The organism is Nonomuraea marmarensis (genome assembly GCF_043197025.1).
Classification (GTDB): domain Bacteria; phylum Actinomycetota; class Actinomycetes; order Streptosporangiales; family Streptosporangiaceae; genus Nonomuraea; species Nonomuraea marmarensis.
Genome location: NZ_JBICRM010000045.1, coordinates 22361 through 37204, shown reverse-complemented (window position 1 = coordinate 37204; position 14844 = coordinate 22361). Strand labels below are relative to the sequence as shown.

General features: G+C 69.7%; 15 protein-coding genes and 1 pseudogene. 10 read left to right on the top strand and 6 right to left on the bottom strand.

Annotation, left to right across the window (positions count from 1 at the left end; all coding sequences use genetic code 11):
* The first annotated feature begins 73 nt into the window (after positions 1–73).
* The 5 genes from gap to ACFLIM_RS44345 all read left to right on the top strand — a co-directional run bounded on the left by gap (position 74) and on the right by ACFLIM_RS44345 (position 3832).
* Complete coding sequence (gene gap / locus ACFLIM_RS44365) at positions 74–1078, top strand: type I glyceraldehyde-3-phosphate dehydrogenase (protein WP_393175791.1); 1005 nt, start codon at positions 74–76, stop codon at positions 1076–1078.
* Between the two features lie 34 nt (positions 1079–1112).
* Complete coding sequence (locus tag ACFLIM_RS44360; protein WP_393175859.1) at positions 1113–2300, top strand: phosphoglycerate kinase; 1188 nt, start codon at positions 1113–1115, stop codon at positions 2298–2300.
* A gap of 1 nt (position 2301) precedes the next feature.
* A complete protein-coding gene (gene tpiA, locus ACFLIM_RS44355) occupies positions 2302–3084 on the top strand; it encodes a triose-phosphate isomerase (protein WP_393175789.1) in 783 nt (260 codons plus the stop codon).
* A 99-nt stretch (positions 3085–3183) separates the two neighbouring features.
* A complete protein-coding gene (secG, locus tag ACFLIM_RS44350; protein ID WP_352364424.1) occupies positions 3184–3414 on the top strand; it encodes a preprotein translocase subunit SecG in 231 nt (76 codons plus the stop codon).
* A gap of 73 nt (positions 3415–3487) precedes the next feature.
* Positions 3488–3832 (top strand): RNA polymerase-binding protein RbpA, encoded by a 345-nt coding sequence (locus ACFLIM_RS44345; RefSeq protein WP_090942943.1) that lies wholly within the window; start codon positions 3488–3490, stop codon positions 3830–3832.
* Between the two features lie 56 nt (positions 3833–3888).
* On the opposite strand, the gene ACFLIM_RS44340 is transcribed toward ACFLIM_RS44345, so the two are convergent.
* Positions 3889–5490 carry an amidohydrolase gene (locus ACFLIM_RS44340; RefSeq protein WP_393175786.1) on the bottom strand — a complete coding sequence of 534 codons (1602 nt, stop codon included), beginning with the start codon at positions 5488–5490 and terminating at the stop codon, positions 3889–3891.
* 148 nt (positions 5491–5638) lie between these two features.
* On the opposite strand from ACFLIM_RS44340, the gene ACFLIM_RS44335 reads away from it, so the two are divergent.
* Positions 5639–6661: a GNAT family N-acetyltransferase gene (locus ACFLIM_RS44335; protein ID WP_393175784.1), complete on the top strand. Its 1023-nt coding sequence runs from the start codon at positions 5639–5641 to the stop codon at positions 6659–6661.
* Positions 6662–6871: 210 nt separating this feature from the next.
* On the opposite strand, the pseudogene ACFLIM_RS44330 reads toward ACFLIM_RS44335, so the two are convergent.
* A pseudogene (locus ACFLIM_RS44330) lies at positions 6872–7288 on the bottom strand (Clp protease N-terminal domain-containing protein); the annotation flags it as partial.
* A gap of 92 nt (positions 7289–7380) precedes the next feature.
* Between ACFLIM_RS44330 and ACFLIM_RS44325 the strand changes: the two are divergent.
* The 3 genes from ACFLIM_RS44325 (at position 7381) to ACFLIM_RS44315 (ending at position 9687) form a co-directional block, all read left to right on the top strand.
* Positions 7381–8142, top strand: a complete 762-nt coding sequence (locus tag ACFLIM_RS44325) for a hypothetical protein (RefSeq protein ID WP_393175782.1) — start codon at positions 7381–7383, stop codon at positions 8140–8142.
* A gap of 79 nt (positions 8143–8221) precedes the next feature.
* Positions 8222–9091, top strand: a complete 870-nt coding sequence (locus ACFLIM_RS44320) for an oxidoreductase (protein ID WP_393175780.1) — start codon at positions 8222–8224, stop codon at positions 9089–9091.
* Between the two features lie 11 nt (positions 9092–9102).
* Entirely contained in the window at positions 9103–9687 is a 585-nt protein-coding gene (locus ACFLIM_RS44315) for a TetR/AcrR family transcriptional regulator (protein WP_393175778.1), read from the top strand.
* Here ACFLIM_RS44315 and ACFLIM_RS44310 read toward each other — a convergent pair.
* Complete coding sequence (locus ACFLIM_RS44310; protein WP_393175776.1) at positions 9667–10413, bottom strand: class I SAM-dependent methyltransferase; 747 nt, start codon at positions 10411–10413, stop codon at positions 9667–9669. The genes ACFLIM_RS44315 and ACFLIM_RS44310 overlap by 21 nt on opposite strands.
* A 97-nt stretch (positions 10414–10510) precedes the next feature.
* Between ACFLIM_RS44310 and add the strand changes: the two genes are divergently transcribed.
* A complete protein-coding gene (add, locus tag ACFLIM_RS44305) occupies positions 10511–11551 on the top strand; it encodes an adenosine deaminase (RefSeq protein WP_393175774.1) in 1041 nt (346 codons plus the stop codon).
* Here the strand turns inward: add and pgl are convergent.
* Genes pgl through zwf form a run of 3 tightly spaced genes read right to left on the bottom strand, consistent with a single transcriptional unit; the run spans position 11528 to position 14843 of the window.
* Positions 11528–12301, bottom strand: coding sequence for a 6-phosphogluconolactonase (gene pgl, locus ACFLIM_RS44300; RefSeq protein WP_393175772.1), 774 nt, complete (start codon positions 12299–12301; stop codon positions 11528–11530). The genes add and pgl overlap by 24 nt on opposite strands.
* Positions 12302–12303: 2 nt before the next feature.
* The gene (locus tag ACFLIM_RS44295; RefSeq protein WP_393175770.1) at positions 12304–13218 is read right to left on the bottom strand and encodes a glucose-6-phosphate dehydrogenase assembly protein OpcA; all 915 of its coding nucleotides are present in this window, start codon (positions 13216–13218) and stop codon (positions 12304–12306) included.
* Positions 13218–14843, bottom strand: coding sequence for a glucose-6-phosphate dehydrogenase (zwf, locus tag ACFLIM_RS44290; protein ID WP_393175768.1), 1626 nt, complete (start codon positions 14841–14843; stop codon positions 13218–13220). The genes ACFLIM_RS44295 and zwf overlap by 1 nt, the downstream gene beginning before the upstream one ends.
* Position 14844: the final 1 nt, after the last annotated feature.

The window sequence follows — 14844 nt, the reverse complement described above, 5'->3', positions numbered from 1 at the left end:
AAACCAATTTGGGTCCGATAAGGTTCGTGGTTGAGGTTTCAGCCGCCATCTGGTTTCGAGGAGATCGGTTTCCGTGAGCATCCGCGTAGGCGTCAACGGCTTCGGCCGCATCGGTCGCAACTTCTGGCGCGCTGTCGCCGCCAGCGGCAAGGACATCGAGATCGTCGCGGTCAACGACCTGACCGACAACGCGACGCTCGCTCACCTGCTGAAGTACGACAGCATCCTGGGCCGCCTGCCCTACGAGGTGAAGGCCAACAGTGACGAGATCGTCGTGGACGGCAAGGCGATCAAGGTCTTCGAGGAGCGCGACCCGGGCAAGCTGCCCTGGGGCGACCTCGGCGTCGACGTGGTCCTGGAGTCCACGGGCCTGTTCACCGATGCCACCAAGGCCAAGGTGCACGCCGACAACGGCGCGAAGAAGGTCATCATCTCCGCCCCGGCGAAGAACGAAGACGTCACGATCGTGATGGGCGTCAACGACGGCGCGTACGACCCGTCCAGCCACACGATCATCTCCAACGCCTCCTGCACCACCAACTGCCTGGCGCCGATGGCCAAGGTCCTGCACGACACCTTCACCATCGAGAAGGGTCTGATGACCACCATCCACGCCTACACGCAGGACCAGAACCTGCAGGACGGCCCGCACAAGGACCTGCGCCGCGCCCGCGCCGCCGCGCTCAACGTGGTGCCCACCTCCACCGGCGCCGCCAAGGCCATCGGCCTGGTCCTGCCCGAGCTCAAGGGCAAGCTCGACGGCTTCGCCATGCGCGTGCCGATCCCCACGGGCTCGGCCACCGACCTCACCGTCGACGTCAGCCGCGACGTCACCGTCGAGGAGGTCAACGCCGCCGTCAGGGCCGCCGCCGAGGGCCCGCTCAAGGGCATCATCAGCTACACCGAGGACGAGATCGTCTCCTCTGACATCGTCACCGACCCGGCCTCCTGCATCTTCGACGCCGGGCTGACCAAGGTCATCGGCAACCAGGTCAAGGTCGTCGGCTGGTACGACAACGAGTGGGGCTACTCCAACCGCCTCGGTGACCTGATCGAGCTGGTCGGCCGCGGCCTGTGATTCCGGCCCACCCCGGAAGGACAGGAGCATGAGGATGCGCACGCTCGACGATCTCGACGTGAAGGGGCGGCGTGTGCTCGTACGCGCCGACCTCAACGTCCCCCTCGACGGGCAGACGATCACCGACGACGGCCGCATCCGGGCGTCGGTGCCGACGATCAAGGCGCTGGTCGGCAAGGGCGCCCAGGTCGTCGTCTGCGCCCACCTGGGCAGGCCCAAGGGCCAGGTCAACCCGAAATACTCGCTCGAGCCGGTCGCCAGGCGGCTCGGCGAGTTGCTCGGTCAGGACGTGGCCTTCGCCGCCGACGTGGTCGGCGACAGCGCCCGCGACACCGTTGCATCGCTCCAGGACGGCCAGGTGGCCCTGCTGGAAAACCTGCGCTACGAGCCCGGCGAGGAATCCAAGGACGACGCCGAGCGGGGCGCGTTCGCGCAGCGGCTGGCCGGGCTGGCCGAGCTCTACGTGGGTGACGGCTTCGGCGCGGTGCACCGCAAGCACGCCAGCGTCTACGACGTGCCCAAGCTGCTGCCGCACGCCGCGGGCGGCCTGGTCGTGGCCGAGGTCGAGGTGCTGAAGAGGCTGACCGAGGACACCGAGCGGCCCTACGTGGTGGTGCTGGGCGGCGCGAAGGTCTCCGACAAGCTCGGCGTCATCGCCAACCTGCTGACCAAGGTCGACCGGCTGCTGGTCGGCGGCGGCATGGCGTACACGTTCCTCAAGGCCCAGGGGCACGAGGTCGGCAACTCGCTGCTCCAGGAGGACCAGCTCGACCAGGTGCGCGGCTTCCTCGAAGAGGCCGCGCAGCGGGGTGTCGAGCTCGTCCTGCCGGTGGATGTGCTGGCGGCGGTCACGTTCGCGGCCGACGCCGAGCACGAGGTGGTCGAAGCCACCGCGATCCCCGCGGACCGGGAGGGGCTCGACATCGGGCCCAGGACGCGCGAGTTGTTCGCCGCCAAGCTGGCCGACGCCAAGACCGTGTTCTGGAACGGGCCGATGGGCGTGTTCGAGTTCGACGCGTTCTCGGGCGGCACCAGGGCGGTGGCCGAGGCGCTGATCACCTCCGGCGCCTTCACGGTGGTCGGTGGCGGCGACTCGGCGGCGGCCGTACGGAAGCTCGGCCTGCCCGAGGACGGTTTCTCGCACATTTCCACCGGCGGCGGGGCCAGTCTCGAATACCTTGAGGGGAAGACCCTTCCCGGACTCGCGGCCCTGGAGGAGTGAGTTGGTGCGACGCAAGCCGCTCATCGCCGGCAACTGGAAGATGAACCTCAACCACCTCGAGGCCATCGCGCTGGTCCAGAAGCTGGCCTTCGGGCTCAACGACAAGGACTTCGACAAGGTCGAGGTGGCGGTCCTGCCGCCGTTCACCGACCTGCGCAGCGTGCAGACGCTCGTCGACGGCGACAAGCTCAGGATCGTGTACGGCGCCCAGGACCTGTCCCAGCACGACGGCGGCGCCTACACCGGTGAGGTGTCGGGCGCCATGCTGGCCAAGCTGGGCTGCACGTTCGTCACGATCGGCCACTCCGAGCGCAGGCAATACCACGGCGAGGACGACGACCTGGTCAACGCCAAGGTGCAGGCCGCCTACCGGCACTCGCTCACCCCGATCCTGTGCGTGGGAGAGGGGCTGTTGGTGCGTCAAGAGGACGGCCACATCACGCACTGTCTCGGTCAACTCGACGGCGCGCTGCGCAAAATCACCGCGGAGCAGGCAAAATCGATAGTAGTGGCCTACGAACCGGTGTGGGCGATCGGCACCGGCGAGGTGGCCACCCCTGAGGACGCCCAGGAGGTCTGCGGAGCGTTGCGAGTGCGACTCGCGGAGCTCTACGACCCCGAAGTGGCCTCTGCGGTCCGTATCCTTTACGGTGGCTCGGTCAAGTCAGGCAATATCGCGGGGATCATGGCTCGGCCCGATGTCGACGGCGCGCTCGTGGGCGGTGCCAGCATCGACGCCGGAGAGTTCGTAAAGATCTGCCGATTCTCCGATAAGCCAGGCTAACTGAGACGTTCTGGGGGTGCGACTTGACACCAGGCCGTACCCTCAGAAGGCAAGTTTGAATCGTCACGCGTAACAGAGCATTGAAGGAACAGGCATACCGTGGAAATCGGAATCTCCATCGCCCTCATCCTGGCGAGCGGCCTCATGATCCTGCTCGTGCTGCTCCACAAGGGCAAGGGTGGCGGCCTGTCTGACATGTTCGGCGGTGGATTCTCGTCGAACTTCGGTGGTTCCTCGGTGGTGGAGCGTAACCTCGACCGGCTGACCGTCATCACGGGCACGATCTGGTTCGTCTGCATCATCGCTCTCGGCCTGCTCATGAGGCCCTGAGCAACAAGTTAACGCGTGACAGTGATTCTCCCCCCGTGTCCGCACACGGGGCGATCGAGCGAGGAGTTCATCCGTGGGTAGTGGCAACGCGATCCGTGGCAGCCGTGTCGGCGCCGGCCCGATGGGGGAGGCCGAGCGCGGCGAGGCAGCTCCGAGAGTGCGGGTCTCGTTCTGGTGCGCCAACATGCACGAGACGCGCCCCAGTTTCGCCAGTGACGCGGCGGTCCCGGAGCTGTGGGACTGCCCGCGTTGCGGCCTCCCAGCCGGACAGGACGAGGAGGCCCCGCCTGCCCCGCCCAAGAACGAGCCGTACAAGACGCACCTGGCTTACGTGAAGGAGCGCAGGAGCGACAAGGACGGCAAGGCGATCCTCGAGGAGGCACTGGAGCGCCTGCGCAACAACAAGTCCCCCTGGTAGTCGATTCGGCGAAGGGCCCCGGTGCTTCGGCCTCCGGGGCCCTTCGCCGTATCCGGCTAGCGGCGTTCGTAGACGGGCTCGCCGTCCACGAACGTCAGCCGCACCCCCGTCGTCCAGAGGTCGCCCGGCGGGAGCTCGAACGGGTCGCGGTCCAGCACCACCAGGTCGGCCGGGCGGCCCGGCTCGATGACGCCGGCGGGGGAGCGGTTGATCCAGGCGGAGCCCGCCGTGTACGCCGTCATGGCCGTGGCCAGGTCGATGCGCTGGCCGGGCAGGAACGGGGTCTGCGCGGTCGGGTAGCCGGCGTGGACCGAGCCGCCCGGCTCCGTGCGGTTCACCGCGACGTGCATGCCCTGCAGCGGATCCGCGCTCGAGACCGGCCAGTCGCTGCCCGCGCAGAAACGGGCGCCGTGCGCCAGCAAGTCCGCGAACGGATACTGCCACGACGAGCGTGGCTCCCCCAGGAACGGCAGCGTCAGCTCGTCCATCTGCGCGTGGTGCGTGGCCCACAGCGGCTGCAGGTTGGCCGTGACGCCCAGCGCGGCGAAGCGCGGCACGTCCGAGGGCTCGATGATCTGCAGGTGGGCGATGTGGTGGCGGTTGTCCGGGTCCGTGCCCTCGAAGCTGTCCAGGGCCTCGCGCACGGCCCGCTCGCCGATGGCGTGGAAGTGCACCTGGAAGCCGAGCCTGTCCAGCTCGGCCACGTACTCCTTGAGCTTGCCCGGGTCCACGTACGACAGGCCCGTGCCGCCGCACTGGCAGTACGGCTCCAGCGTGGCGGCCGTGAAGTTCTCCGTGATGCCGTCCTGCATGATCTTGACCGAGGTGGCGCGGAAACGGTCGAGGCCCTCGGCGGCGGCCCGGCGCGCGACCAGGTCGTCGATCTGGTCCAGGCCCCGCGTCCTGTCCCACCACAGGGCGCCCACCACCCGCGCCCGCAGCTCGCCCGAGCGGGCCGCCGCCAGGTAGGTGGGCAGCTGGTCCTCCGAGCCCGCGTAGGAGCCCACGATGGCGTCCTGCCAGCCGGTGATGCCCAGCGAGAACAGATGGGCCTGCGCGTCCGCCAGGGCGTCCTGGAGGTCCTGGGGGGTGGGACGGGGGGTGAGCAGGCCGACCAGGTCCATCGCGCCCTCGTGGAGTACGCCGGTCGGGGCGCCGGCGGCGTCGCGCTCGATCCTGCCGTCGGCCGGGTCCGGGGTGTCCCTGGTGATGCCGGCGCGATCGAGGGCGCGGGTGTTGACCCAGGCGGCGTGGTGGTCACGCTGGATCAGGTAGGCGGGGCGGTCGAGGAAGTCGAGCTGATCGCGGTGGGGGAGCCCGCCGGGGAACGCCGACATGTCCCAGCCGCCGCCATCAATCCACTCTTTATCCCGATTTTTCGCGGCATAGTCTTTGATCTTCGCCAAGTACTCATCTAGGCCGAAATTTTCGGACAAGTCGCACTTTGCCCGTTCCAGACCTGCCTGGACCGGGTGCAGGTGCGCATCGACGAACCCCGGCGCCAGCAGGCCGCCGTCCAGGTCCACCGTCTCGTGGGGCGGGTGCGCGAGATCCCGCTCCGGGCCCACGGCCGCGATCACGCCGTCACGAACGAGCACGGCCTCGGCCAGGACGCCTCTCGGGGTGAAGACGCGGCCCCCTCGGAAGAGGATGTTCATGGGGTCTCCCTAGCTCAATGGGTCGTTCGCCGTACATCTTGCCGCCCTCGTCCTGAGGGAATCGGGCCATATCGGCATAAGTGGGTGCATCTCGCGATGAAACACACCGTTAGCGGTTGCGTAACAGCTGCCAGGCATGCTCGTGGCCATGGGATTCTTGCGCATCCGCACCACAGTGGACGAGCGGCCCGGGCGGCTGGCCTCACTCGCCTCGGCCCTGGCCGCCAGGGGCGGTAACATCCTCGGCCTGAGCGTACAATCCGACGCCGACGGCACCGTCGACGAGTTCGTCGCCGACATCCCCGCCAACCCCGAGATCGTGCGCGCGGCCCTGGAAGCGGCCGGAGGGCGCCGGGTCCAGGTGGTTCCGGCCACCGCGCACGAGCTGACCGACGAGCCCACCAGGGCGCTGCTGCTGGCCTCCAGGCTGCGTTCGATGCCGTGGCGGCTGCCCGAACTCCTGGCCGAGCTGCTGCGCGCGGACGACGCCAGGTGGATCTATGGTGAAGCGGTGAGTGATCTACCCGACCCCACCCAGCTGGTCGTGCCCGTGGCGCCCAGGCGCGCGGTCCGGCTGCGCCGCGCCGAGCTGCCGTTCACGCTGACCGAGGCGGCCAGGGCGGCCTCCTTCGCCAGGCTCGCCCAGCCGGCCACCGAGCAGAGCGGCACCGAGCGCGGGGTCAAGCTCTCCGACGGGGTGGAGGTCACGGTGCGCCCGCTCACCTCGATCTACCGCGAAGCCGTACGCGACCTGCACGACAGGTGCTCGCCCGAGTCGCGCAGGTTCCGCTACTTCACCTCGATGCCGGCGCTGCCGCCGCGCATGTTCGACCGGCTGTGCGACAGGAGCAGGGGACATTCGCTGGTCGCCGGGCACGACGGGCAGGTCGTGGCGATGGCGAACCTCATGTTCACCCCCGACCCCGGCATCGCCGAGATGGCCTTCCTGGTCGAGGACCGCTGGCAGGGGCGCGGTCTGGGCGCGGGGATGGCCAGGATGCTCGTACGGGCGGCGCGCGATCTGGGATACGCCGAGGTCAGGGCCACCATGTTGTCCGACAACACCAGGATGCGCAGGCTGCTGATCTCCCTGGGCGCCACGCTGGGCTACACCGAGGACCCCGGCGTGGTGGAGGCCAGGCTGCCGGTCGGCACGATGGCGTCCGCCTGAGGCCCGCTGAGCCGGTCAGCCCAGGCCCTCCTCGGGCTCGTCCGGCTTCTTCTCGGTTTCCTGCTGGGGGGCCTTTTCCGGCAGGATGCCCAGGTGGCGTTCGATGCGTTCCAGGCTCTGCTCGATCCGGGTGAGCCGCTCGCCCAGCACCGAGCCGCCGGCGAAGAACATCTCGCTCGGGCGTTCCTTGGAGCCGCGTCCCACACGGTCGAGCAGGCGCTGCCGTACGTCCGGCAGATCCGCGCCGGCGTCCATGAGCGCATGGGCGGCCAGCCCCTCGCCCTCCCTGATCAGCCCCAGCAGGATGTGCTCGGTGCCGATGTAGTTGTGGCGTAGCTGCAGCGCCTCGCGCAGCGACAACTCCAGGACCTTCTTGGCCCGCGGCGTGAACGGGATGTGCCCGCCCGGTGACTTGGCGCCGCGGCCCACCTCGCGCTCGACGAACGCGCGTACGTGATCGAGCTCCACGCCGCAGTCGTCGAGCACCAGCGCGGCCAGTCCCTCACCCTCGTGGATGAGGCCGAGCAATATGTGTTCCGTGCCGATGTAGTTGTGGCTCATCATCCGCGCCTCCTCCTGGGCGAGGACGACGACCCTGCGCGCACGGTCGGTGAAGCGTTCGAACACCAGGGGGGCCTCCGTTCGACTGGGGGGCTGCCTCCACTATGCGCTACAAACGCGCGGATGTGGGGTATTTGTCCTGTGTGGATCTTGACGAGGTGGCTGACCGGCTCTACGCGCTCCCGCCGTCCGAGTTCACCGCCGCCCGCGAGGCCGAGGCCCGCGCGGCGAAGGACGCCGGCGACGTACGGCTGTCGCGCGACATCGCGAAGCTGCGCAGGCCCACGGTGTCCGCCTGGGCGGTGAACCTGGTCGCCCGCGAGCATCCCGGCGAGCTGGCGCAGCTCCTGGAGGTGGGCGAGCGGCTGCGCACCGCCTGGCAGGAGCAGGACGCCGGCGCGCTGGCCGAACTGACCCAGCGCCGCGGCGAGGTCACGGCCAAGCTGGGCAGGCTCATCAGGCGGGACGGCGAGCTGTCGCCGGCCGCGGGCGCCGAGGTGGACCAGACCCTGGAGGCCGCCGTGGTCGACGCCGACGCGGCCGACCAGGTGCGCCGCGGCAACCTGGTCAAGCCGCTCAACTACAGCGGCTTCGCCCCCGCCCCCATACCTCGCGAACGCCCGGCCCCCAGGAAGAAGCCCACCAAGGAGGAGGCGGCCAAGGCGAAGGAGCGCGAGGAGGCCGAGGCCCGGGAGCGGCAGGAGGCCAGGGCCAGGGAGCGCCGGGAGGCCGAGGCCGCGCACCGGGAGTGGCGCGAGGCGCTGGAGGCGGCCACCAAGGAGCACGACGAGCGCGCCGAGACGGTCGCCCGGCTGGAGCAGAAGCTGGCCAAGGCGCGCAAGAGGCTCGACGACAGCCGGCAGCGCCTGGAGGTGACGCGGCGCGAGGAGCGGCACGCGCGGCAGCGACTGGAACGCTAGGCTAAGGTGTACGAAACGGTTTCGTACCGCGAGTCGCGTCCCGCGCGGCAGGTAGCGGTTAGTGCACACCGGAGTGGCGATGACATCCTGGACTCCCGCCTCCATACCCGACCTGACGGGCAAGGCGGCCATCGTGACCGGCGCCAACAGCGGCATCGGCAAGCCCACCGCGCTCGAACTGGCCAGGCACGGCGCCCGCGTCGTCGTGGCCGCGCGCAATGCGGACAAGGGCCGGGCCGCGGTCGCGGACATCCTGCGGGCCGTGCCCGGCGCGCAGGTCGAGTACGGCCACCTCGACCTGGCCGACCTGGACTCCGTCAGGCGGTTCGCCGCGGGCGTCGGCAAGCTGGACCTGCTGGTCAACAACGCGGGCGTCGGCATGGTCCCCCGGCAGGAGACCAAGGACGGCTTCGAGCTGCAGTTCGGCACCAACCACCTGGGGCACTTCGCGCTCACGGGACTGCTGCTGCCCCTCCTGCTGGCCGCCCCCGGCGCCCGCGTGGTGAACGTCGCCAGCGACGCGCACAAAATGGCCACGCTCGACTTCGACGACCTCGGGCTGGAGCGCGGCTATCGCAAGATGAGCTCGTACGGGCGGTCCAAGCTGGCCAACCTGCTCTTCACCTTCGAGCTCCAGCGGCGCGCCCAGCGGGCCGGTGCGGACCTGACCAGCGTGGCGACCCACCCCGGCATGACCGGCACGAACTTCTTCAAGGCGGGCATCCTCCAGCCCGTCGTGGGTCTGTTCCTGAAGTCGGCGGCGGCCGGCGCGGTGTCCTCGCTCTACGCCGCCACCTCGCCCGACCTCCGCGGCGGCGAGTACATCGGCCCCACGCTCAAACGGCTCACGCCCTCGCGGACGGCCCGCTCCGAGGAGGTCGCCAAGCGGCTCTGGGACCTGTCCACGCAGCTGACAGGCGTACGATTCGATGAGATCGCCTACAGCTGAAGGACGTTTACGTGGCTCCACTCGACCCTGAGCGTGACAGGGCCATCCTCGACGCCACGATGGAGCTGCTGTCGGAGGTCGGCTACGACCGGATGTCGGTCGATCAGATCGCCAAGCGGGCCAGGGCCAGCAAGGCCACCATCTACCGGCGCTGGGCGGGCAAGCCCGAGCTGGTCGTGGACGTCATCTGCCGGCGGTTCGACATGGACACGCCGCCGGGCGAGGACACCGGCTCGCTCCGCGGCGACCTGACCTCCATCTTCGGCGGGCTGTGCGAGGCGGTGGAGCGCAAGCACACGCTGGTCATCGGGCTGTCCTCGACGCTGGTGTCCAACCAGGAGCTGGCGCGCACGCTGCGCGAGCACATGCCGACGAAGAACCTCGGCGACGTGCGGGCGCTGCTGGAGCGGGCCACCGAACGCGGGGAGCTGGCCGGGCCGGTCGATCCCGGGAGGCTCTTCGCGGTGGCCGAGGCGCTGGTGTGGCATCGCATGATCTTCGCCGGGCCGCCGTTCGATGCGGAGTTCGTCCGGGAGTCGGTGGACGGAGTGCTGATGCCGCTGGTGAACGCCTGGTCAGCGGGTGGCGTGGGCTAGGTAGGCGCACACCGGAAAACCCTCTCGCGCGTACGGGGCCGCCAGCCGGGTGTAGTGGGCCCTGATGCGCTCGACGGTCTCCGGCGGCTGACTGGCGATCATCGCGAAGCGGGGGCCGCCCGCCTGCACGATGTTCGTCCACCACGTCGCCAGGTCCACCTGGTGGCGCCAGCGCACGGTGTCCACGGCCGCCTCCTCGAAACCCGCCTTCTCCAGCAGCTCCGTGAAGCGTTGCGGCGTGTCGTTGGCGGTGAACGGGCGGGGCGGCGGATCGTAGGGGACCTCGGCGGCGATGATGGCGTCGGCGAAGACGTTGGTGGCGGTCATCTCGTCGGCCTTCCACCAGGTCAGGGCGATCGTGCCGCCCGGGCGCAAAACGCGGTGGAACTCCTTGAGCGCCTTGGTGGTGTCGGGCACGTGATTGATGACGAAATTTCCGGCTATGGCGTCGAACTGCTCGTCCCCGAACGGCAGGTCGGGGAGGGTGGCAGGCCGGATCGTCGCGTAGGGGTGGCGGCGGGCGGTCAGCTCCAGCATGCCGGGATCGGCGTCCACGGCGGTGACCTCAGCGCCTAACGCGAGCGCCGCCGCCGTGACCACGCCGGTGCCGCAGCCCACGTCCAGCAGGCCGAGAGCACCCTTCTCGCGGGCCTGTGCGAGGAGGGGGCCGACGGTATGGGAGCTGAGGTGGGCGAAGCCGCGGTCGTACGCTTCGGCGTTGGTCACGGGCCAAGCCTATCCCAGTGAGCGAACTTAACATTTCCCGGTGAAGTTCACGCCGAAGTATGGTTTTTCCGGAAATTTCGCCCATAAGGTCGTCGCCATGACCATCGACGCCTTCATCGACGCACTGCCCAAGGTCGAGCTCCACGTCCACCTGGTCGGCTCGGCCTCGGTCCCCACCGTGCAGGAACTGTCGCGCCGCCACCCCGGCAGCGAGGTTCCCACGAGCGAGGAGGAGCTGCGCCGCTTCTACACCTTCCGCGACTTCCCCCACTTCGCCCAGGTCTACCGGGCCGTCAACCGCCTGGTCCGCGAGCCTGAGGACGTGGCCACCCTGGTCCTCGGCCTGGCCAGGGACCTGGCCGCGCAGGGCGGTCGGTACGCGGAGCTGCAGGTCACGCCCTATGCCCACCACGTCGTCGGCCTGCCCATGCGCGAGGTGACGCAGGCCCTGGACCTGGCCGCCCGGCGCTCGCTGGACGAGCACGGCGTGGAGATGGCGTACATCTTCGACATCCCCGGCGAGTACGGCGAGGAGGCCGCCAGGATCACCGTCGAGCACGCCCTCCAGGAACCTCCCACCGCCCTGGTAGGTTTCGGCATCGGCGGGATCGAGCAGGAGCGCCCGAAATATCGCGACGCCTACAGGGACGCCTTCTCGGCGGCCAGGGCGGCCGGCCTGCACAGCGTCCCGCACGGTGGCGAGATGAGCGGACCGGAGACGATCTGGGAGGTGATCGAGGGCCTGGGCGCCGAGCGCATCGGCCACGGCATCAACTGCCTGTCCGACGACCGCCTGGTCGCGTACCTGCGCGAGACGCAGCTCCCGCTGGACGTCTGTCCCACTTCGAACGTCTGCACCGGCCAGATCGCCGCCATCGGCGACCACCCGCTGCCCCGGATGCTGGAGGAGGGCTTGTACGTCACGCTCAACAGCGACGACCCGCCCATGTTCGCCACCACGCTGGCCGAGGAGTACCGGGTGGCCGCGGAGGTGTTCGGGTTCGGGCGGAAGGAGCTGGCCCAGCTGGCCAGGAACGGCGTCCAGGCGTCATACCTGGCCGAGGAGCGCAAGCAGGCGCTGCTGAGCGAGATCGACGACCTGCTTACGCAGACCTCACGGGGACGACAGACGCCCTAATTCCGGCGGGATCTTGCCGGCCGCGGCCCGGTCCAGCAGGAACAACGTCCGCCCCCGGCCCCTGGCCCCCGCCGCGGGCACCTGGATGTGGCCCGATTCCGACAGTGCCAGGCGTACCGCTCCCGACTTCTCCTCGCCGGCCGCCACCACCCACACCTCGCGCGAGGCCTGGATGGCGGGCAGGGTCAGCGAGATGCGGGTGGGCGGCGGTTTCGGGGAGCCGTGCACCGCCACCACCGAACGTGTGTCGTACAGGGCCGGCAGGCCCGGGAACAGCGAGGCCACGTGCGCGTCGGGCCCCAGGCCGAGCAGCATCACGTCGAAGCTCGGCACCGGCCCGTGGTCCTCCGGCCTGGAGGCCGCGCGCAGTTCGGCGGCGTAGGACTCGGCGGACTCCTCGGCCGTCATGCCCGAGTCGGGGCCGCGCATGACGTGCACCCGCTCGGGGGCCAGGTCCACGTGGTCGAGCAGGGCCTCGCGGGCGCCGGTCTCGTTGCGTTCCTGGTCGCCGGTGGGCAGGAACCGCTCGTCGCCCCACCAGACGTCCAGGTGCCGCCAGTCCACGGCGTCGCGCGCCGGCGTCGCCGCGATGGCGGCCAGCGTGGCGACGCCGACCGTGCCGCCGGTCAGCACGATCGACGCCGACCCCTTGGCCGACTGCACGTCGACCAGCCGGGTGATGATCCGCGCCGCGACCGCCTTGGCCAGGACGTCGGCGTCGCGGTGCACGACCACGTTGGGAACGCTCACGGTCATCCCTTGTACGTCCTGGCGAACCGCTTGACCGCGGCCTCGTAGATCTCGTCGCTGTCGAGCCTGCGCAGCTCCTCGGCCATCAGCTCCGAGGTGTGCCGCCTGGTCAGGGCCACGTTCCGGTCCGGCTGGCCGGGGCGCGACAGCGTGGCCAGGCGGGCGTCCGACCTGACCACGGCCAGCTCGCCGTCGTTCAGCTGCAGTCGTACGGCCGTCAGGCCAGGGCCGGAGGACTCGGCGACCTTGATCGGCGCGCCGATGCGTTCCGACAACCAGGCGGCCAGCAGCGGCGCGCTCGGATTGCCCGGGGAGGCCTCCACGAGTCCCTTGCGCACCTTGCCCACCGGCTGGTCGAACGCGGCGGCCAGCAGGCTGCGCCACGGCGTCAACCGGGCCCATGCCAGGTCGGTGTCGCCGCTGGCGTACCCCCTGGCCCTGGTCACCAGCGACTTGACGCCGCCGTCGTCGAAGCCCCTGGCGTCGGTGATGCGCCGCTGCGCGAGGGCCCCGATCGCGTCCTTGGACGGCACGTCGGGGGCCGCGCCCGGCCACCACACCACGACCGGCGTGTCGGGCAGCAGCAGCGGGCTGACCACGGAGTCGGCGTGCTGGGTCAGCTCGCCGTACAGCCGCAACACCACCACCTCGCCCGGCGTGGACTCGCCGATGCGCAGCTCCGCGTCGAGCCTGATCGGCTCCTCCACCTCGCGGCTGATCACCACGATGATGCGCGAGGGGTGTTCGCGGGCCGCGTCGGTGGCCGCGCGCAGGGCGTCGTACTGGTGGCGCTCCTCGCACACCACGACGAGTGTGAGGACCATGCCGATGGCGGGCGCGCCCATCTGGTGGCGCAGGTGCGTGAACTGGGCCGAGATCTTCCCGGCCGTCGTGTCCGACAACATAAAGGTAGTCATCAGAGCCTCCTCCACACGCGGCCGTCGCGGGCCATCATCTCGTCCGCCGACTCCGGCCCCCACGAACCGGACTCGTAGCCCTCCGGCTGGCCCTGCGTGGCCCAGAACGCCTCGATCGGGTCGAGGATCTGCCACGACAGCTCGACCTCCCGCTGGTGCGGGAAGAGCGGCGGGTCGCCGATCATCACGTCGAGCAGCAGCCGCTCGTACGCCTCGGGAGACGACTCCAGGAACGACTCCCCGTAGGCGAAGTCCATGGAGACGTCGCGGACCTCCATGGCCGTCCCAGGGACCTTGCTACCGAATCTGACCGTGATGCCCTCGTCCGGCTGCACCCTGATCACCAGCGCGTTCTGGCCCAGGATCTCGGTGTCGTCCTTGCTGAACGGCAGGTGCGGCGCCCGCTGGAACACCACCGCCACCTCCGTCACCCGCCGGCCCAGCCGCTTGCCGGTGCGCAGGTAGAAGGGCACCCCGGCCCACCGCCGGTTGGCGATCTCCAGCTTGATGGCCGCGTACGTCTCGGTGGTGGACTCCTGCGAGATGCCCTCCTCCTGCAGGTAGCCGACGACCTTCTCGCCGCCCTGCCAGCCCGCGGAGTATTGCCCGCGCGCCGTGTTGAGCCCCAGGTTGGCCGGCAACCGCACGGCCTTGAGCACCTTCTCCTTCTCCCGCCGCAGCGACTGGGCCTCGAACGAGGTCGGATCCTCCATCGCGACCAGCGCGAGGAGCTGGAGCAGGTGGTTCTGGATCACGTCGCGGGCCGCGCCGATGCCGTCGTAGTAGCCCGCGCGCCCCCCGATGCCGATGTCCTCGGCCATCGTGATCTGCACGTGGTCGACGAAGCTCCGGTTCCAGATCGGCTCGTAGAGGTTGTTGGCGAACCTCAGCGCCATGATGTTCTGGACGGTCTCCTTGCCCAGGTAGTGGTCGATCCTGAAGATCGAGCTCTCCGGGAAGGCCGAGGTGGTGATCTCGTTCAGCTCGTGCGCGGACTGCAGGTCGTGACCGAACGGCTTCTCGATGACCACCCGCCGCCACGACCCGTCGGGCGCGTCGGCCACTCCGGTCCGCTTGAGCTGCTCGACCACCACGGGAAAGTACTTCGGCGGCACCGACAGGTAGAAAGCGTAGTTTCCGCCCGTGCCCCTCGTCTCGTCGATCTCGCTCAATGCCATGGCCAGCGCGTCGAACGCGCCGTCGTCGTTGAACTCGCCCGGCACGAAATGGATGCCCTCGCGGATCTGCTTCCAGACCTCCTCGCGGAAGGGCGTCCTGGCATGCGCCTTGACGGCGTCGTGCGTCAACTGGGCGAAATCCTGGTCCTTCCAATCCCGCCTGGCGAAACCGACCAGGGAGAATCCGGGCGGCAGCAGCCCCCGGTTGCCCAGGTCGTAAATCGCCGGCAGCAACTTGCGCTTGGCCAGGTCACCCGTCACGCCGAACAACACCATCACGCACGGTCCCGCCACCCGGGGCAACCGCTTGTCGCGCGGGTCGCGCAGCGGGTTGGCGGCCACCACCTTCTCGGTGGTGGCGGTGCCCGCGGCTGAGGTGGCTACTGTCGCCGCCGTCGTATTGTCAACGGCTGCGGCCTCCTCCGCGGGTGCTGCCGGTTCTGTCATC

Coding starts and splice junctions, on each gene's coding strand:
- zwf (WP_393175768.1), bottom strand. CDS start 14,843: ATGACAGAACCGGCAGCACCCGCGGAGGAGGCCGCAGCCGTTGACAAT.
- ACFLIM_RS44295 (WP_393175770.1), bottom strand. CDS start 13,218: ATGACTACCTTTATGTTGTCGGACACGACGGCCGGGAAGATCTCGGCC.
- ACFLIM_RS44335 (WP_393175784.1), top strand. CDS start 5,639: ATGGGATTCTTGCGCATCCGCACCACAGTGGACGAGCGGCCCGGGCGG.
- ACFLIM_RS44320 (WP_393175780.1), top strand. CDS start 8,222: ATGACATCCTGGACTCCCGCCTCCATACCCGACCTGACGGGCAAGGCG.
- add (WP_393175774.1), top strand. CDS start 10,511: ATGACCATCGACGCCTTCATCGACGCACTGCCCAAGGTCGAGCTCCAC.
- ACFLIM_RS44340 (WP_393175786.1), bottom strand. CDS start 5,490: ATGAACATCCTCTTCCGAGGGGGCCGCGTCTTCACCCCGAGAGGCGTC.
- ACFLIM_RS44360 (WP_393175859.1), top strand. CDS start 1,113: ATGCGCACGCTCGACGATCTCGACGTGAAGGGGCGGCGTGTGCTCGTA.